The organism is Mycobacterium sp. 852014-52144_SCH5372336, assembly GCF_001665615.1.
Taxonomy (GTDB): domain Bacteria; phylum Actinomycetota; class Actinomycetes; order Mycobacteriales; family Mycobacteriaceae; genus Mycobacterium; species Mycobacterium neumannii_A.
Genome location: NZ_LZSW01000031.1, coordinates 49,806 through 67,690 on the forward strand (window position 1 = coordinate 49,806; position 17,885 = coordinate 67,690).

A 17,885-nucleotide genomic window follows, 5' to 3' on the forward strand; every position below is an offset into this window, starting at 1 on the left:
GGGCCTCTGGGAACAGGATGTCGGTGCGATCAGGACGGTGAATCGCTCAATCGTCGAGAATCGCGACGGCCCTTGTCCACCCGGCCGACGCAGCGTGCACCTTCACCGGAAAACAGCTGATCTGAAATCCGCTGTCCGGGAGCGACTCCAGATTGTGGAGCTTCTCCAGATGGCAGTACCCGATCTCGCGTCCCGCGCGGTGCCCCTCCCAGATGATCGAGGGATCCCGCTCACGGGAATACCGTTGTGCCGTGTAGACAAACGGCGCATCCCAGCTCCAGGCGTCGGTGCCGGTCAGGCGCACACCTCGCTCCAGCAACCACAACGTCGCCTCACGACCCATGCCGCAGCCGGACGAGACGTAATCCGCCTCGCCGTAGCGGGCTCCGGCCGCGGTGTTGACCACAACGATGTCGAGAGGCTGTAGCTGGTGGCCGATGCGATCGAGTTCGTCTGCTACGTCAGCGGCGGTGACCACGTAGCCCGCTTCGAAGTGCCGGAAGTCAAGCTTTACCGCCGGTTGCAAACACCATTCGAGCGGAACCTGGTCAATGGTGATCGCCGGCGCGCCACCGTCCATCGTTGACGCGTAGTGGTAGGGAGCATCGAGATGGGTGCCGTTGTGGGTGGTGATCCGGACACGCTCGATCGCCCAGCCCTCGCGATCGGGTAGGTCTTCGACCGTCGCGCCAGGGAAGAACGCGACGACTTCAGCCGCTGTGTCGGCGTGGCTGTAATAGTCGATCTCCGGAAGATGTCCCGGCGGATCGGATGCGATACCCGCCTGTAGCGGCACCGAGATATCCACGAATCTACGCATCTGGTTCTCTCCCAATCACTTCTGTCGATCGCTGTCTGTCAGGCGACGTTCGTTCCGGCGACACGTTTTCAGGCCGGTGCGGGGCCGATGAACTCGACGCCGGCGCGAATCGCGGGACGGTGCCTCAAGATTCGGAAGTGCGCCAGCCGGCCGAGGCCTTTCGTCGTCAGCAAGCGTGCACCCGGCCATGACGCCACGATCCTTTCGCTTGTCACATAGGGAGTCTCGGGGTCATCGGGGTCGTGGATGAGCAGCATCGGCGGATGGCCGGTTCGGCCGGCAATCCGGACCATGTTGGTGTCCTCCAGCGGCATCCCGATCCGGCGTTCAAGACGTCGATGCAGACCGGTGCGTATCCGTCGACCGAAGCCGTGGCGTGCGGCGAAGAGGTCCAGATAGATCGGGAATTCGCCCATCGGCGCGAGAAACACCAACCGCCCGACCGTCGTGCCCCAGGTCGCCGCCAATGCGGTCGCATTGGCCCCGAGGGAGTGGGCGACAACCGCGCGGGCAGGCCCGTGTGTCTGGATCATGGCTGCAACCGCTTCGGCGCACTCAATGGCGGTGGTGCGACCAGGCGCGAGCGCGCCCGCATCGGACTCGTTGTGGCTGGGCAGGTCGAATGCGATGACACGATGTCCGGACTCGACGAGAGGTTTGACGAACATGCCGAGGTGGTGGCGGCGCCCGCCCCAGCCGTGCACGAGATAAACCGGTGGCCCATCGCCCCAGGCCTCACCCATGATCCGGTGTCCGCTCCAGTGTGCTTCCAATGGTTGACCGGGCGGGACACCGGGAGGCATACGCAGACTGGACTCGATGACCGGCGGCGTGCACCACAACTCGGTCGCCCACCGCGCCCCGACTGCGGGCGCGACTCGCTCCAGCAGCCAGAACATCCGGCGCACCCAGGTGGCGACCGGGGGTTGCACACCGGAACCCTTCACATCGAGAGCGGTTGGGCTTGGAGCACCGCCGCCACCTGAAGCAATGGTGTTCGCCTTGGGTGCAGCGATGTGCGTGGCACTACCACAGTCGTCAGAAGTAGCTCGACCTCGGCGAGCGGGCGGGCGGTTGTTCGGGTCCGGCACACGTCGAGGTTAGCGAGACGATGCAGCCAGGCGACATCTCCTTGTCCAACGGCGTGGCCGGGCGGCGACGAGAAAAGGCCGTGGGGCGATGCCCGACAGCTTAACCACTGATGCCCGGTGAGACAGATTGCTCGGCCCAGGCTCGCGGCTGACCGACCTGTCAGACCCTTGGAGGACGCTGAATTCACAACAGTTAGCGCCATCAGCGAAAGGAGTTCTGCCGTGTGCTGGCAGTGCGACCACCCCGAGGCCACCCGGGCCGACTATCACGATGTACTCCGGCGGACGATTCTTGAGCACGGCTGGGCCGTGCAGTTTGTCGAGAGCGACCGAAACCCGTTCGCCTACACCGTAGGACTGCATCCAGCCGGTCTGCCCGAACTGCTGGTGACCGGTGTTTCACCCGAATGGGCGGTTAGGCTCCTCAACACCGTTGCCAACTACCTGATCCGCGAGCGGGTCCCGGCTCCCGGCGACACGATGCAACTACCGGACGGCTGGCAGGCCGAGTTCGTCGCGGTCGCGCAGCCGGACGCGCATTTGACGCTAGCGGTGGAGTTGTACGGCCCCGAGGTGCGCGCGCTGCAGCTCGTGTGGCGAGACGAAGACGGACATTCGGCCTGGTGCCCGGACTTCAACAAAGGCGGCTGCCGACAACCGGTGCTCGGCATTCGCGGTCCGCACCCTTAGCGACGTGCGGAATCGTGGCCGTTGCAGCCGAGTTCTGGCCGGCTCATATCCCACGAATCGGCTTACGCGGCCAGTTAGTCATGGCCGGTGATGACGTCGAGTTTCTCAGTTGAGGATCTCCGCATTTTCGTCCGAGAGAAGCGCAGATAACCGCTCTCGCCACGACTGCAGCTGTTCCGGTGCCAGTCGCGACCACTCGGTGATCTCGCCAACGATCCGCAAAGGGGCCGTGCTGCGGTACGACCGAGTGGGGTTGCCGGGGAACTTCTTGTCGGTCACATTCGGGTCATTCTCGAACTCCCCGGTCGGCTCTACCTTGTACACCCTCGGAAGTGCCTGACCCCCAGCGAGTTCGGCGGCGATCTCCGCGGCAAGGCCAGCCCCATCAACAAGAGCGGTGAAGTAGATGTGGTTCATCACGATCTCGGGACGGTAGTTCGACCTATGGCCCGCGGTGAGGAACTCGCCCACACGCAAGTTTGCGGTCGTGCCGTGAAAGAACGGGCCTTCATCCAGCGATTCGGACACCTGAAATCCTTCGGACGCACTGCTGAGACGCCCCAGCATGCAGCACCACCCGGCCCTTGCCGCAAGCCCCCTGTCAGGCCTTATCCTGGAAGTGAGGGCAGCTCGCGCGTATTCCGTATGCCGGGCCTCATTCCACCGAATGACCACACCGGATTGTTGCAGCCATTCGTCCCTTCTGAATCTTCCTCTAGTGCAGCAGCTTTCGCGGTCCTACGATTTCCGGTGTGGCACCGTCACCACCCGGTGCGCGCCGCCGGCGCTGGGCTCGATCTCGAAATCCCTCTCGTTGTGACGCCCCAGAAAGCGGGATTGAAAATGTGCCTGGGCGGCTAACCTGCACGGATGCCGTCGACGCCTCTTCCCGTAGTGCTGGCCACGCTCGCCCTTCGACGGCGCCTCAAGCAGCTGGCAGACCGTTTGGTGCCGCCTCAGATCGCGATGCTGGATCTCGGCGAGGGCGTCGGCGGCGTCCAGATCGCAGCAGCCATCGCCGAACTCGGAATTGCCGACGTGCTCGCCGACGGGCCGATGACCGCTTCGCAGATCGCCGCCCGAATCGATTGCGATGCCGACGCCGCCCATCGGCTGCTGCGCGGCGCGGTCGGTAGCGGTCTCTGCACAATGAATCGGCGAACGGGTGCGGTGAAGCTGACCCGTACCGGAGCGGTATTGCGCAGTGACCATCCCGCTTCGCTGCGGTCCTGGATGCGCTACAAGGGGATGCGGTCGACCGTGGACGCCTGGGGCGGCCTGGCCGCCAGCGTGCGTAGCGGCAGAAGCGCTTTCGAACTCGTGCACGGGATGTCGGTGTGGGAGTGGTTCGCCGCGCATCCCGACGAGCAACGCATCTTCGCCTCGACGATGCGTCAGGCTACCGAGATCGCCGCGCGGGCCATTGCTCGCGTTTACCCGTGGCCGGACGGTGCTGTGGTGTGCGATGTGGCCGGCGGGATTGGCACGCTGCTATCGGTGATCGTGGGCGAGGCGCGCGCGGATCTGCGTGGGATTTTGGTGGACAGTGCGGGAATGATCGCCGAAGCCGAAGGATTTCTCGCCGACCGTGGTCTGACTGATCGCATCGATCGCGTCGAGGGTGACATCTTCCGCGCCATCAATGCCACCGCCGATGTGTACGTACTCAAGGATGTGCTGCACGACTGGGACGACGAACGCTGCGGAAGGATTCTCGCCGCGGTGGCGGCGAGCATGCCCCACGGCAGCAAGCTCGTCATCGTCGAATATCTTCAGGACCCCAATCGCCCGAACCCGTTCTCACCGCTACTCGACCTCCACACGCTGACCCAGCGAGACGGCGGGCGTCTGCGCTCGGTCGAGGAGCTGTCGGCGCTACTCACCGGCGCCGGCCTACGACCGACCGGGCGCACGTTCTCGGTCGTACCGCACGACCTCATTGAAGCCGAGACGATCTGAAGGGTTCTCTCCCAACGAATTCGGCGTGTTGTGAGTGCTTGTCGTCCTCGCTGCGTAGTCGAGCTCGGCCTGCTTTTCCGTTAGCGCGCAGCGCGGTCGATGAGTTTTTGGCACCCGGCCGGTCCAACCTGGTGACACCTTAGGAAAGGAGACCGCCATGTCGGAGCTTCTCGTCGACTTCATCACCTCCCTCGATGGTCACGCATCGGCAGAGGGGTGGCCCGGGTTCTGGTGCCTCGAGGGCCCGGAGTACCTCGCCTGGCTCGGTGAACAACCCGAGGTCACGTACCTGATGGGAGCGAACACCTACCGCCAGATGTCGGGATTCGCCGCCGGCCAGGTTCCGAATGGGCAAGACGAGTTCAGGCCCGAAGAAGAGGCGTCCGTGGACGAGCTCACGAACGCCTCCAAGGTGGTGTTCTCCTCCTCACTCGAGGAACCACTGACGTGGGCCAACTGCACGCTCGTCCGCGACGATGCCGTCAAGGCGGTCTGCGACATGAAATCGAGCGGCTCGGAGCTCCTCGGCACCATCGGTAGCCTCAGCCTGTGCCGGTCGCTGCTGCGAGCAGGACTCGTCGACCGCTTCCGGGTCGTGATGTTCCCGGTGATCACCGGGGCTACTGGCGCAGAACGCATTTACGACGGCTATCCCGACGTCGCTCTCGAGATGACTGAGCACCGCACCTTCGACGGCCGCATCCAGCTGGTCGAGTACAAGCCCCGCGTGCTCGAGCACCCCCCACTTGGCGTGCCTGCGTGACGTCAGCCCCACACGGGTCTGTATGGCCTCCGAAATACCAAGGCCGCCAATGCTCTACAGCCTAACGATCAACGCGCTGACGAGAGCCCTGCCACTGCCTGATAACAAACGACAGCACAATGAACTCGACAGAAAGAGTGTTGCCTTGTAGGTTCTCACTTCCCGTTGCATATGATCACGGTCCTGACCTGCGGTGATTTGATCTGTCTCATGTGGATGGCATATGGGTTTGTCTCACGAACGACTACATTTCCTAGGACTGACGCTTTGTCACTGACTGAATCTCCGCGCGTCGATGGCTGACGCGGCCAACGTGGCACGGTGGATTCGTCACCTGACGAAAGTGCGGGCGTACGAGTGCTGTAGGTCACGGCCGGGACCCGAACCACTTTGCCGATGCTGGCCGCACCCCTCAGTGCCGCAAACGACGCAGGCCGTTTCGACGCAATGCGCGTCGTCCTTCACAATCACGACGTCATCACTGTCGGCCAAAACTCAGTGAATTCGCGCACCAAGCCTTGCAAGTGATCATCCACGCGGTCCTCGTCCAGGCGCGCGGGGTGACGTGGCTGTGTGACTGTGCACTACGTCGACGATAGCCCAGCCTCACCGCGACGACGCAGAGGTCACCTTTACCGTAGACGTCACCGAACGCCTCTCGGCGCTGACATCGTCCGAACTGGCGGCGACGGTCCGCGCGCTCGCGACGCTGCGCCAATCCCTGGAGGCAGCCAAGGCGGGACTCCCCGCGGGGTGGTTCCGGGGCACTAAACCTCAATGCACCGAGCTGTTAGCACGCATTCTCGGATTGGGTCGAGTTGGCGGCGCCGCCGACGGTACCGAGCCTTGACTCGGCCACTCCCGGCGACGAGGAAGACTGCTCTCCTGGTTGCCGCAGTATTAGGAACGACGGTTCTGAAATGTCTGTCGCGCAGGAGGTCTCGGATGCCCCGATTCCTGGTCGCTTCGTATCGGCGGTGTGTCAGGATGCTGCGTGGACCTCGGCTGTTCAGGCAACGGGCGGCCGGTCGGCCGCATTCCATCGAGCAGCAAGGTGAGGTGTCTGTTGGTTGCGGTGAATTCGTCGCTGGTCCTCTGCGCGATGGCGAAGGCCATGATGACGACTGCGGTGAGGTCAGCGGCCGTGAGGTCGGGGCGGATCGCCCCGACCTCGCGAACGCGCGACACCACTCGTTCTTTCGCTTCGTTATAGGCCTGCATGGTGTCCATGCCCATGACGGCGTGCTCCCTCGCCAGAGACAGCAGCACCGAATGTCGACTGAACGCTTGAACGGTGCCCGTGATCGTCGCGACCAGGTCCGCCCATGGGTCGGGGCCGTCCTCGACGACCGCGGGCGCGATCTCTTCGGTGAACACATGCTCGGCTGCAGCCTTGATGAGGTCCTCGCGCTTGCCGAAGCGCCGGTGGAGGGTGGCGACGCCGAGCCCCGCATGCTGGGCGATGTCCTCCAGCGCCACGGCCGGCCCGTCGGACTCCAGTTTCTCGATAGCCGCGGTGACGATGCGCAGATGGTTGCGTGCGGCATCCGCCCTCAACCCCCGTTGACTGCTCGCCGTCACAGCAACAACGTAACAATCAGCTACTCATCAAGGATTCGCAGTGCACCAGACGGGCAATGTCGGACGGCAACGCGGGCGCGCTTTTCATCGGCTCCGCAAACCTCCTCCTTCACGAGGAGCACAAGTCCGTCGTCACCTTGGTCGAAAACGGTGTCGTCGGCCATTACACACATGCCCGCACCGACGCAGATTTCGCGGTCGGCCCGTATTCTCATCTGTCGATCACCAGGTGACCTGAAGCGACGTCACGCCGTAAACGAGATTGAATTCCCGGAACCGCATGTCAGTCGGGTCTTCGGCGAGCGCCAGACGGGGGAAACGTTGCAACAGAGCCGGAAACGCGATCCTCATCTCCATCCTGGCCAATGGTGCTCCCAGGCAATGGTGGATGCCGTGCCCGAACGCCATATGACCCATTGCGCCGCGCCCGATATCCAATGTGTCCGGGTCGTCGATGAATTTCGGGTCGCGGTTGGCCGACGGCAGGGACAGCATAACCAGGCGCCCTGCGGGGATGATGACACCGTTGATCGTGATCTCGGTGGTGGTCAGCCGCGGCAGGGAGTGCTGGACGACCGAAAGGTAGCGCAGCAGCTCCTCGATCGCCGGACCCACGGCGGCCGGGTCGTCGCGGACGGCGGCCAACTGGTCGGGGTGCTGTAACAGGGCGATGGCGCCCAGGCCGAGCATATTCGAGGTTGTTTCGTGCCCTGCCACCAGCAGCAGTCCGGCTATCCCGACAAGCTCGTTATCAGTGAGGTCGTCGCCGTGTTCGGTGGCGAGCATGCCCAGTAGGTCGTCGCCTGGATCCTGGCGCGCCCTCTGCACCAGCGAAAACATGTATTGCCGGGCAGCGATCATCAGTTCCCGACGCTCTTCGGGCGGCAGCGAGAAGTTGAGCTGGCGCGCGGTTCGCTGCTGGAAGTCGTCGCGGTCCTCATACGGCACGCCGAGCAGTTCGCAGATGACCAGGGAGGGGATCGGCAGAGCGAAGTCTGCGATCAGATCACTGGGCGGCCCGGCCTGCTCCATCGCGTCCAGATGTTCGGTGACGATCTCAATGATCCGAGGTTGCAGACGCTTCATTCGGTGGACGGTGAACTCAGGGGTCAGCATCCGTCGCAATCGCTGGTGATCGGGAGGATCCATTGCCAACAGGCTCCCGGGGCCCTCCTCGGGCTTGTCACCATCGGTGAGCGATGGCAGCTGCTCGAAGGAGGGCGGTCGGCGGTTGGAGAACCGCTTGTAATCGGCGAACGCGTCCTTGACGTCGTCGTATCGGGTCAGAACATAAGTGGTCTCCCCGTACAAGGATTTCATCAAGTGGATGCCAGTGGACTCGCGGATCTCACCCAACGCCGGGGCCGGATCGAGGACGTTGCGCTGCATGTGCACGGGAACCGCAGGTGTGTGTGTCATGCAACCCACCGTACCTAATCGATGGACTGTCTACCAGTTAAACTCGAGGGCGCGAACATGCGGCAAACACCGTCGCGCCTCACTGGGCTCGTGAACAACCAACCAAGGTGGTGCCAAACATCCCGATGACATCAAAACCGGCCTATGTACCGACCGCGACGAACACGCCGAGGTTGCGACGATGACCGACCCGGCGCTCAGTCGCAACCGAATCGGCGAGATCGTCGCACGCAGCGGCGGAATTCGCGGCGTAATCTACTCTGCGGCACCGGTGGTGGCTTATATGGTGGCCGCGAACTTTATGGCCACGATCACTGCGACAGGCATTGCCGTCGGGGTCTCCCTGCTGATCCTGCTGTGGTGCCTGTGGCACGGAGATCACCTCCGGCCCGTTGTCGTCGGGTTTCTGGGGACGGCTCTCGCGGCGGGAATCCCATTTTTCACGGGTCAGAGCAAGGATTTCTATCTGCCCCAGATCTGGGTTTCGCTCGTTTCGGCTACCGTACTGGTCGGCTCGGTCCTAATCGGTCGGCCACTTGCCGGCTATGTGTGGGCGTGGAACGGCGGCCACGGCCGGATTTGGCGAAACAGCCGCCGGCACAGGTGGTACTTCACCGGTGTCACCGGGTTGTGGGCGCTGGTGTTCAGCGCGCGGTTCCTCGTCCAATACGGCCTATACGTCACCGACAGGAACACTCTACTCGGAGTCGCCCGCCTCCTCATGGGCTTCCCCTTGGCGCTGCTGGCTTCTGTCGCAACCGTTCTGGCCATCCGGGCACTACACGGCCGAGAAACGCTGAATACAGCACCGTCGCGCGACTTTCAAACCACAGAACAGCAAGGTGGAAGTGATGCGGACGCTTGAAGCCGAGGATGGAAAGTTGCTAGCCGATGCGATTGCGGTGGGATTACGTCGGCACGCCATGGCCGTCGATGTCGGCTACGCCGGCGCCACAGCGTGGGAATACGCCGTCGTCAACGACTACGACGTCGTCGTCCGCGACGAACTGCTACCGCCTCATCCGGAAGCGGAACCGGGCGCGGATACCGATGCTCGCGGCCACAGGCTGCGGTGCCGGACCGGGTGGCCGGTCTGCGCATGGGCGCACCGTCATGATCTACGCCAAGCTCGGGACTGCCCCCAGTTTGGTTGACCACTGAACTGAGCCCGGTACGGACGGGTCCACGGCGGTCAGCCTCGCCGACAGGCCGGCCTCCGGCTCGACGAAATGGAGGCTGACTCGAGGCAGAAGGCCTCGGGGCTGCAAGTCACGTTTCCCGCCCTGCCCACTTGCTCCTTCGGTGCAGGACGCGCCTATGGCACCCACCTGGTGCGTGGATAGTAGGCCAGGCCCTAGCTAAGCTAGGCGAGGTCGAGGAAAACAGGCTGTTGGCCGGACATTCCAGCGGCAACGGCAGCGAGCTGGTTCGGCTTGCCGATTAACCCAGCTTGCAGTGCGGATTCGCGTCCAAGTGCAGCTGCGGTGTCGTCACCGGCCCACGACTGGTCATAAAGGCGCTTCGCGGCACGGATCGCATCCGGAGACTTCTGTGCGATTTCCTCCGCGAGGGCCAGTGCTAGAACCAGCGGGTCGTCACTAGTTCGCGTGACCAGTCCAAGCGCCAGAGCCTCACTCCCGGAGACAACTCGGCCGCTGAACGTCAGCTCTTTCGCAACGTCGATGGGGACCAGTCGCGGCAGGGTCTGGGTTATGCCCATATCGGGAATGAGGCCCCACTTGACCTCCATGATGGACAGCTTCGCCTCCGGTGCAGCGATCCGGATGTCTGCCCCGAGCGCAATCTGGAGACCACCGCCGAAGCAATTTCCGTGAACCGCGGCGATGACCGGCGCGGGCACCAAGGACCAGTCATAGCTCACGCGTTGGGCGAAGTTGGCCACCCGGCCGCCCTCGCGGCCTAGCAGAACAGCGGTGCCATCCCGTCCAGACAGGAAACTGGCAATGTCGAGACCAGAACAGAAGCTCGTCCCTTCACCGTGCAGCACGACCGCACGCACCGAGCTGTCTACTGCCAGTTGCCCTGCAGCATTCATCAAGCCCTCGAACATGGCCTGGTCAAGGGCGTTGTGCTTATCGGCACGCACCATCGTCACCGTCGCCACCCCAGTGGAGGCTACGTGCACACGAACCCTCTTACCGCTCATCTACGTGCCGGCACACTGATGGGCGGCACCAGGTACCGGTTGCGCAGGATGGTGTCCAAGCCCAACGATGCGATTGCCCCGGTCGACGTGAACCACTCTGGGTGCATAGTCCGGCGGTCTCGCGCTCATCGAGGCTTCGGAATGACATGATAATGACGGGTCTGCCGGCATGACCAAAAGCGCTGCAGCACCATTGGTTCCGATGATTCCGGAGCTTCGCCTGCCAGCTATCGCATAGGTCGTCAGCCGTGCGCCGTTGGTGACATCGACGACCACGACCTGTTCGCCCTCCAGAATATCTGCTGCCCTCATCAGATCCAGGTCGATGGTGATCGAACCCACGTAGTGCAGGTCGGCCTGGGCCACGGTGGCGCGGTGTACCTTACTGCCGAACATCGTTCGCAACATCGCACCGTCCATTCCTGTCTTGTTTGTGTTCTGTCTTGTTTGCGGACCCAGTGGGATGTGCCAGGTGAGATACCGCAGGCTGTTCGCCTTTCACATCGGCGCTGAACCACGGTGCGCAAAGTCTGTCGACCTCCCCATCGGGCGTGGTCGGTTGGGCGACATACGCTGGCAAGCTTCCTTTCCGAGCTTTGCAGTCTGGCCGCAGCGCATTGACCATCGGTGTCGCGCTGATCTTCAAAGAGCCCGAACAGAGTTCCGAGTCGATGTCCGGCACGCGGTCGAGGGTCGATTCGTCAGTATTGTGGGGGGCGCTGACCGAACACAGCCCCGAAGCGCAGGCAGAGTGCCAGATCTCCGGTAGGTTTGATCTTGTTCTGTTGCACCAGGCCCGCCATGGTTGCCCCCCCGGTCGAGAGCCGGATCAGGTCGGCGAGTCCGATCTGAATGCACACGTCGGGACTCTGGCTTGGCTGCAGCGTGACGTTGCATTGCCCGTTGGCGATCACGATGTCGATGGGATCGGTCCCCTCGCCTGCGGGACGGGTGAGGCGCAGCTCGATGACGGCGTGCATGTCTCCCGCCTGGTCGGAATCGAACCGTCGGGCAAGGCCGTTGGCCAGCGCGGTGATGACAGCGGGCCGCAGCGACCCGGACTCCAGACGGTCGAGCGGGCGTCTGCCTGGTCCGGCGATGAAGCGGGCTATTTCGGCGTCTGCACGGGTCTTCAGGGCAGCGGCAGAGGCGGACAGTCGCGCACCCGCGGCGGCCAGCGGCCGGGTGGGGCGCGGCGCAGCCGTGTCGACGTTGGGGTCGATGCGGGTGTCTTGACGCAGGTGCAGCGCGGGGTCGGGGATGGCGATCCCGGGTTCGGCGTTACACACGGGTATGACCGCGTCGAGGACCGGCACGACCGTGAGCTGGGTGATGATCGGTGCGGTATCGGCGGTCGAGGATTCGAGTTCCATTTGGGCACGCATCGTGCTGGGCGCGCCGTTGATCTCGATGATGTAAGACGCAGGACTACCGAAATTGCCGAAAGGCAGGTCCTCGCCGAAGTACGCGGCTGAGCAGCCCGCGTACCAGACCTCCTCGTTGGTGAAGAACAGGCGATCTCCGTGGAATCCTCGATGGGTCATGTGCAACACCGCGGCGGTGCCGGCTTCGATCGTGAGCTCCGGTGTTTCGATGTCGTGGTTGGCGGCTAGTGCGCGTAGATCGTGTTCGATACGCACATCGCGCATGTCGGTCCCGTACAAGTGGTGGGCGACGTTGCCGATCATGTCGCCGTAGTAGAGATCACCGAATGACGCGGTGAAGAAGTCGGCGTTGATTTCGGCGAGGGGCTTGCCTAGACCCAAGTACTCCAGGTTGCCGTCGGCGGCTTCGGAGACGTCGACGGCCTCGACGAAGCGGATGTGGTCGACGTGAGTCATCATCCCGGTCATCGTCAGGACGAGCCGTTCGACCATGTAGGACGGGTGGACTCCCGATCCGTGCAGGGTCACACCCCCTGTGTGGGCAGCCCGCGCGAGTCGACTCGCCGGGGCCCGGTTGGCCGTGGCGAAGTTCGGCATGGATGGGTTGTGGTATCCCGCGGTGGAGATCACGTTCTTGCCCGACTCCAGCAGCGCGATCACGTCGACGTCGCCGCTGCCGTCCATCACGCCGACCGGGGAGGCGGTGTGGATGACGCAATCGGCGTCCAGGGCCAGGATCTCCTTGGCGGAGGTCGTCGCGCGCACGCCGATGGGGGCGACGCCGACCAACTCGCCGATGTCGCGGCCATTCTTGGCGGGGTTGAAGACCTTGGCGCCCACGACTTCGAATTCGGGCCGCTGCAGCGCCGCGCGCAGGATTGCGCTGCCCACGTGGCCGGGTCCCCAGAACGCGAGTTTCACCCGACGGTTGTGGCTGGTCTGATTCATGACTACTCCTCCGGCGGTGCCCGTCCGCCACGCCGTCGAGGTGGACTCGCACCGTTAACCTACAAGTTGTAGGTTGCAAGTTACAGCTCGTAAGATGCGGTGGCAAGTGTTGCTTTCAGGAGGTAGGTCAGGCCCATGACCGCACGGCGGATGCGTGGCCCGCAGCGACGTCAGCAGATCTTGGACGTGTGCTTGGACGTCGTGACCGACGAAGGATTCCACGCGGCAACCATCGACCGGATTGCGCGCGAGTGCGGGATCACCCGCACCGTGGTCTACGAACACTTCGGCACCTTGGCGGGAATGCTCGTGGCGCTCATCGACCGCGAGGCGCATCGCGCGTCGGAGAGCTTCCTGGCCGCCGTTTCATCGACGGGCAGCACCGAGCTGGTGTCGATGAGCGACACCGTCGCGGCGGTCTTGCAGGCCATCGATGCCGATTCCAAGACGTGGCGGTTGTTCCTCTTTCCCGCCGAGGGCGGGCCCCCAGAGCTCTACCAGCGGCTGCACCAGGCACGCGGGATCGTCGCGAGCTACATTCTGGCCAGGGTGACGGCCAGTGCAGCACACCTGGGCGTGGACGACGTGGAGCTGCACGCCCGCGTGTTGCACGCTGCCGCCGACGAAATGGTGCGCTTGCACTTGACCGACCCCAATGAATACCCGATTGACCGGCTAATCGCGCTCATCAATTCCCTCGACCGACGAGTGCCACTACCCGTCGGGCGTCCCCACACCGGAGATCCTGGCGTTCCCTCCGCGGCAGCCGAAGCAACCCCAGGAAGGCGCCCCGACCGAGACTCGACCTCGGTACACGCCCCAGCGCCGGGCACCGTCGCATAGTCCGCAAGTTGTGGCCGTGGCGGACATTGTGCCGTCTCTCGACGATATATTGGCGCACACTGGATTTCGCAGTCTGTTGAACAGTTGCGGACGTCTCTCATTCCCGGCCCTGAGTCATTGATTGTCCTGCACCTGCGCCGGGTAGACCTCGCACACGATGGTGGTGAGCGTCGCGACCAGCAGGGAATATGCTTGGGCGCGTGTCAGCGTGTCTTTGAGTAACCACTCTCGCCCCGCCGCGCGCGCCAGCTGTCCGAAGGGGCGAATCAGCGCGCGCAGTCTCTCGATCTGATCCTCTTGCGAGAGTCCAACAGCCTCGATCACGCGATCCACCGAATCGTCCTCGGCCTTTGCCAGAATTCGGTCGAGTCCTTCGTCTCGCCCGACGGTGTGGCCGCCAGCGGCGGTCAGCCAGCTGCGCCCCGTCTGTTCCAGCGACGTTAGGAACCACGCCACAGCGGCTTCGATGCGCGCATTGAGGTCGCTGTCAGGTAGCGATTGCACCGCCGCGGGCGGCACCGTCGCTGCCTCTCGGACCACTTCGAGGTACAGCTCGCGCTTGGTGCCGAAGTAGTGGTTGAGCAGGCCCCGCGCCACCCCGACGTGCCTGGCGATGTCGGCGGTGGAGACCTCACTGTAGGGACGCGCTGAAAACAGCTCAGCGGCACCGGCCAAGATCGACTGTCGACGCTGATCTGGCGACAGTCGCTGGTAGCGCGACCCCGAACGGTTGATCAGAATGCCTTCCCCTTGTTGACCGTTTGCCAATAACTGGTGCACTATTGGCCGTATGCCAACAAGCATATCTCTCCCGGGCGCGTTGCAGTCGGAACTGTCTGCGGTGGCAGAACTCGCGCGTAAGTACTTCGCGAACGAGGTGGCGCCTCGCGAAGAAGACCATGCGCTGGCGGGGCATCCGGACCCGGCGTTGTATCGGCGGGCGGGTGAGCTCGGGTTGTTGGGAATGTCGATACCGGAGTGCTTTGGCGGCGGCGGCGGTGACTTCGGACACTTGGCGGTGCTGATCGACGAACAAATTAGGGCCGGCGTCTCAAGTATGGGGTTCGCGATCACTGAGGGGATCGTCGCGCACTACTTACTTGCCTACGCCAGCGAGGAACAAAAGCAGCGGTGGTTGCCGCGGCTGTGCAGCGGTGAGGCGGTGGGTGCGATCGCCATGACCGAGCCTGGAACCGGTTCGGACCTGCAGGCTATTCGCACCCGCGCGGTGCGTCAGGGAGATGAGTTCCTGGTCTCGGGGGCAAAGACCTTCATCACCAACGGGTGGTTGTGCAAGCTGCTGATCATCGCCGCCCGCACCGGCGAGGACGAGAGCGCGTCAGGTATCTCCCTGCTGGTCGCAGAGGTCGACGACGATACGCCGGGCTTCCGCCGGGGGCGGATCCTGAAGAAGATCGGCCAGAAGGGCCAAGACACCGCCGAGTTGTTCTTCGACGAGCTTCGGATCCCGGCAGCTAATGTCCTGGGCGCCACGGTGGGGCGGGGGTTCTACCAACTGATGGAGCAGCTCCCCCAGGAGCGCCTCATCACCGCGATCATCGCCCAAGCGATGAGTGAAACCGCGCTCGCGGCCACAATCGACTACACCAAGACCCGAAACGCTTTCGGCAAGCCACTGTTCGCCATGCAGAACACGCGATTCGAGTTGGCCGAATGCGCCACGATCACCCGGATCAACCGTGGTTTCCTCGACGATTGCATCGCCACACATTGCCAGGGCGGTCTGGACGCGGTGACGGCGTCGATGGCCAAGTACTGGATCACCGACCGTACCGCCGAGGTGGTCGACCGCTGCCAGCAGCTGTTCGGCGGTTATGGCTACTGCCTGGAGTACCCGATTGCCGGGTTGTACGCCGACAACAGGGTGCTGCGCGTTCTCGCTGGCGCCAATGAAGTCATGAAGGAACTCATCGCACGTTCGCTCTAGATCAGCCCACACGACAACGGAGTCACTGATGCACATCACCCAGGGCTTGCACCGAGCCGCGCAAGCCAGACCGCACCAGATCGCCACCGTCTTTGGTGACCGCGCCCGAACCTTCTGCGAGCAACACGACCGCGTGGCACGCTTGGCAGCAGGCCTGCGTGCCTTAGGCATCACCGACGGTGATCGGGTCGCCATCCTGGCGCTCAACAGCGATCGCTACAGCGAATATCTGCTCGCCGTGCCGTGGGCCGGCGCGGCGGTGAACCCGGTCAACATCCGCTGGAATCCGAACGAAATGGCCTATGCCCTCGACGATTCGGGAACTCGATGCCTGTTCGTCGACGACACGTTCGCCGAAACTGCCGATTGGCTGCAGCAGAACTGCCCGGACCTGACGACGCTGGTCTACTGCGGCGACGGCTCAACGCCGGCGGGTTTCGTTTCCCATGAGGACCTCATCACCGAGCATGCCCCGACGCCCGATGCGCGGCGTAGCGCCGATGACCTGGCCGGGCTGTTCTACACCGGCGGCACGACCGGATTTCCCAAGGGCGTGATGCTGTCACAGCGCAACATGATGACCTCGGCATTGGGCACCGTGGCGACCGGACAGTTGCTGGGGGAAGGATCGGTGCTGCTGCACGCCGCGCCGATGTTCCACTTGGCCGACTTGGCCGCATGGGCTGGGCAGGTCGTCATGGGCGGCAGTCACGTCATGGTGGCGGCCTTCGAGCCGGGGGCGGTGTTCGCGGCGATCGCCGACCACGAGGTGACCGATGTTCTCTTGGTGCCCACGATGATTCAGATGCTCGTCGATGATCCGCGGTTGGGCGATTACGACTTGTCGTCGTTGCGCCGGATCCTCTACGGGGGATCTCCCATCTCCGAGGGGCTGCTGCACCGGGTGATGCAGGTGCTCCCGGAAGTGCAGCTGACACAGGCCTACGGGATGACCGAGGTAGCGCCCGTGGCTACGCTGCTCTTCCCCGACGACCACGTCGGGGAACACCTGGGATCGGCTGGCCGGGCCGCGCCGCACGCCGAAATCCAGGTCATCGACGACACCGGCTGCGCTGTGCCACCGGGCGTGGTCGGGCAGATCTGTGTGCGCGGTGATCACGTGATGCTGGGCTACTGGGAGCGCCCCGAGGAAACCTCCGCCGTTCTCGTCGAGGGCTGGTATCGGACCGGCGATGGTGGCTACCTCGACGAGGACGGGTTCCTGTTCGTCGTCGACAGGATCAAGGACATGATCGTCACCGGCGGGGAGAACGTGTACTCCGCCGAAGTCGAGAACGCGTTGAGCACCCACACCTTGGTCGCGGCATCAGCGGTGATCGGGTTACCCAGTGAGCGGTGGGGTGAGACGGTGCACGCCTGCGTGCTGCCCGTCCCTGGCGCCGACGTCGACATCGACGAATTGCAAGATCATGTACGCAGCCGGCTCGCCAACTACAAGGTTCCGCGCAGCATCGAGCTAGTCTCCGAACTGCCCCTCTCCGGTGCGGGCAAGGTGCTCAAGAGGCAACTGCGGGAACAGATCCTGGGTTCACGTCGGTGATCGTCACCGCCCGGGGGTGACCGCGACCGCCGTGGCAATCGGCACCATGTGCTCGCGCGCGAAGGCGACCAACTCGTCATGGGTACTCAGCGGGACTCCCACCAGCGGAGTCAGCAACACCGAGTGAGCGATGCGTACCAATATCTCAGCCCGCGCGAGGCGGACTTCCGGCGCCAGGTCGCTGCGCCCATCGGGATCGAGAATGTCGACGGTGGCCGCGACGGCTGCTGCGAGGATGGCCTGGCCGTCGAGCGTGAGCTGACGAAGAACGGCCTCGGACTCCAGAACGAGCAGTCGCTGCCACACCGGGTTTCCCCGCACCATCTCCACGGTGCACGCGAAGCTCACCGACACCCGATCCTCGACCGTCACGGTGCCCTCAGTTGCTGCGCGGACAGCCGCGAACAGTCGTTGTGCCTCTCTCACCAGTACCGCTCTGGTCAGTTCCGGTTTCCCGCCGATCCGTCGATAGATGGTGACCCTGCCGATACCAGCGCGACGGGCCACATCATCGATCGTCGCTCGACGCACCCCAAGGTCGGCAAACACCGCCAAGGCGCCGTCGAGGATCTGGTCGATGACGGAGGTCACCTCAGCGGCACGCCGTGACTCTGAGCGTTGGGGCTTGCCTGATGCCATCCATTGAGCCTATAACTGTAGACGTAAGGTGATACGCAGATATGCTATTCGTATCACCATATTGCTGCTGG

18 protein-coding genes and 1 pseudogene are annotated in these 17,885 nt (G+C 63.8%); 8 read left to right on the forward strand and 11 right to left on the reverse strand.

Features of this window, described 5'->3' with window-relative positions; genetic code table 11:
• Positions 1–46 precede the first annotated feature (46 nt).
• Both A5759_RS05795 and A5759_RS05800 read right to left on the reverse strand, forming a co-directional pair.
• Entirely contained in the window at positions 47–820 is a 774-nt protein-coding gene (locus A5759_RS05795) for a cyclase family protein (protein ID WP_068195006.1), read from the reverse strand.
• Positions 821–888: 68 nt separating this feature from the next.
• Positions 889–1,812, reverse strand: coding sequence for an alpha/beta fold hydrolase (locus tag A5759_RS05800; protein WP_082962011.1), 924 nt, complete (start codon positions 1,810–1,812; stop codon positions 889–891).
• A gap of 321 nt (positions 1,813–2,133) precedes the next feature.
• Here A5759_RS05800 and A5759_RS05805 point away from each other — a divergent pair, with 321 nt between their 5' ends.
• Positions 2,134–2,601 carry a DUF4262 domain-containing protein gene (locus A5759_RS05805; RefSeq protein WP_068195010.1) on the forward strand — a complete coding sequence of 156 codons (468 nt, stop codon included), beginning with the start codon at positions 2,134–2,136 and terminating at the stop codon, positions 2,599–2,601.
• Positions 2,602–2,706: 105 nt separating this feature from the next.
• On the opposite strand, the gene arr is transcribed toward A5759_RS05805, so the two are convergent.
• Positions 2,707–3,129 (reverse strand): NAD(+)--rifampin ADP-ribosyltransferase, encoded by a 423-nt coding sequence (gene arr, locus A5759_RS05810; RefSeq protein ID WP_068195220.1) that lies wholly within the window; start codon positions 3,127–3,129, stop codon positions 2,707–2,709.
• A 342-nt stretch (positions 3,130–3,471) separates the two neighbouring features.
• On the opposite strand from arr, the gene A5759_RS05815 reads away from it, so the two are divergent.
• Together A5759_RS05815 and A5759_RS05820 are read left to right on the forward strand one after the other, a co-directional pair.
• Entirely contained in the window at positions 3,472–4,560 is a 1,089-nt protein-coding gene (locus tag A5759_RS05815; protein WP_082962000.1) for a methyltransferase, read from the forward strand.
• A gap of 157 nt (positions 4,561–4,717) precedes the next feature.
• Entirely contained in the window at positions 4,718–5,323 is a 606-nt protein-coding gene (locus A5759_RS05820; RefSeq protein WP_068195015.1) for a dihydrofolate reductase family protein, read from the forward strand.
• 900 nt (positions 5,324–6,223) lie between these two features.
• On the opposite strand, the gene A5759_RS05825 is transcribed toward A5759_RS05820, so the two are convergent.
• The 3 genes from A5759_RS05825 to A5759_RS05830 are packed head-to-tail and all read right to left on the reverse strand — an operon-like array spanning position 6,224 to position 8,323.
• Positions 6,224–6,904: a TetR/AcrR family transcriptional regulator gene (locus tag A5759_RS05825; RefSeq protein ID WP_082962001.1), complete on the reverse strand. Its 681-nt coding sequence runs from the start codon at positions 6,902–6,904 to the stop codon at positions 6,224–6,226.
• A 20-nt stretch (positions 6,905–6,924) separates the two neighbouring features.
• The gene (locus A5759_RS25555) at positions 6,925–7,119 is read right to left on the reverse strand and encodes a ferredoxin (protein ID WP_082962002.1); all 195 of its coding nucleotides are present in this window, start codon (positions 7,117–7,119) and stop codon (positions 6,925–6,927) included.
• A gap of 7 nt (positions 7,120–7,126) precedes the next feature.
• Complete coding sequence (locus A5759_RS05830; protein WP_068195022.1) at positions 7,127–8,323, reverse strand: cytochrome P450; 1,197 nt, start codon at positions 8,321–8,323, stop codon at positions 7,127–7,129.
• Positions 8,324–8,504: 181 nt separating this feature from the next.
• Here A5759_RS05830 and A5759_RS05835 point away from each other — a divergent pair, with 181 nt between their 5' ends.
• On the forward strand, positions 8,505–9,188 hold the full coding sequence (locus tag A5759_RS05835) for a DUF3159 domain-containing protein (RefSeq protein WP_068195025.1): 684 nt from the start codon (positions 8,505–8,507) through the stop codon (positions 9,186–9,188).
• Positions 9,175–9,339 (forward strand): annotated as a pseudogene (locus A5759_RS26550) (response regulator transcription factor); the annotation flags it as partial. The gene A5759_RS05835 and the pseudogene A5759_RS26550, both read left to right, overlap by 14 nt.
• Positions 9,340–9,686: 347 nt before the next feature.
• On the opposite strand, the gene A5759_RS05845 reads toward A5759_RS26550, so the two are convergent.
• From A5759_RS05845 to A5759_RS05855, 3 genes are all read right to left on the reverse strand, one after another.
• A complete protein-coding gene (locus A5759_RS05845; protein ID WP_068195031.1) occupies positions 9,687–10,490 on the reverse strand; it encodes a crotonase/enoyl-CoA hydratase family protein in 804 nt (267 codons plus the stop codon).
• A complete protein-coding gene (gene panD, locus A5759_RS05850; RefSeq protein WP_068195223.1) occupies positions 10,491–10,898 on the reverse strand; it encodes an aspartate 1-decarboxylase in 408 nt (135 codons plus the stop codon).
• Positions 10,899–11,191: 293 nt separating this feature from the next.
• The gene (locus A5759_RS05855; RefSeq protein WP_068195035.1) at positions 11,192–12,823 is read right to left on the reverse strand and encodes an SCP2 sterol-binding domain-containing protein; all 1,632 of its coding nucleotides are present in this window, start codon (positions 12,821–12,823) and stop codon (positions 11,192–11,194) included.
• A 135-nt stretch (positions 12,824–12,958) separates the two neighbouring features.
• Here A5759_RS05855 and A5759_RS05860 point away from each other — a divergent pair, with 135 nt between their 5' ends.
• Positions 12,959–13,666 carry a TetR/AcrR family transcriptional regulator gene (locus A5759_RS05860; protein ID WP_068195037.1) on the forward strand — a complete coding sequence of 236 codons (708 nt, stop codon included), beginning with the start codon at positions 12,959–12,961 and terminating at the stop codon, positions 13,664–13,666.
• 114 nt (positions 13,667–13,780) lie between these two features.
• Here A5759_RS05860 and A5759_RS05865 read toward each other — a convergent pair whose 3' ends face one another.
• Entirely contained in the window at positions 13,781–14,446 is a 666-nt protein-coding gene (locus A5759_RS05865) for a TetR/AcrR family transcriptional regulator (RefSeq protein WP_197505966.1), read from the reverse strand.
• A 10-nt stretch (positions 14,447–14,456) separates the two neighbouring features.
• Here A5759_RS05865 and A5759_RS05870 point away from each other — a divergent pair, with 10 nt between their 5' ends.
• Positions 14,457–15,614, forward strand: coding sequence for an acyl-CoA dehydrogenase family protein (locus A5759_RS05870; RefSeq protein ID WP_068195040.1), 1,158 nt, complete (start codon positions 14,457–14,459; stop codon positions 15,612–15,614).
• A gap of 28 nt (positions 15,615–15,642) precedes the next feature.
• Positions 15,643–17,175 carry a long-chain fatty acid--CoA ligase gene (locus A5759_RS05875; RefSeq protein ID WP_068195042.1) on the forward strand — a complete coding sequence of 511 codons (1,533 nt, stop codon included), beginning with the start codon at positions 15,643–15,645 and terminating at the stop codon, positions 17,173–17,175.
• A 3-nt stretch (positions 17,176–17,178) separates the two neighbouring features.
• On the opposite strand, the gene A5759_RS05880 is transcribed toward A5759_RS05875, so the two are convergent.
• Positions 17,179–17,814, reverse strand: a complete 636-nt coding sequence (locus A5759_RS05880) for a TetR/AcrR family transcriptional regulator (RefSeq protein WP_068195047.1) — start codon at positions 17,812–17,814, stop codon at positions 17,179–17,181.
• Positions 17,815–17,885: the final 71 nt, after the last annotated feature.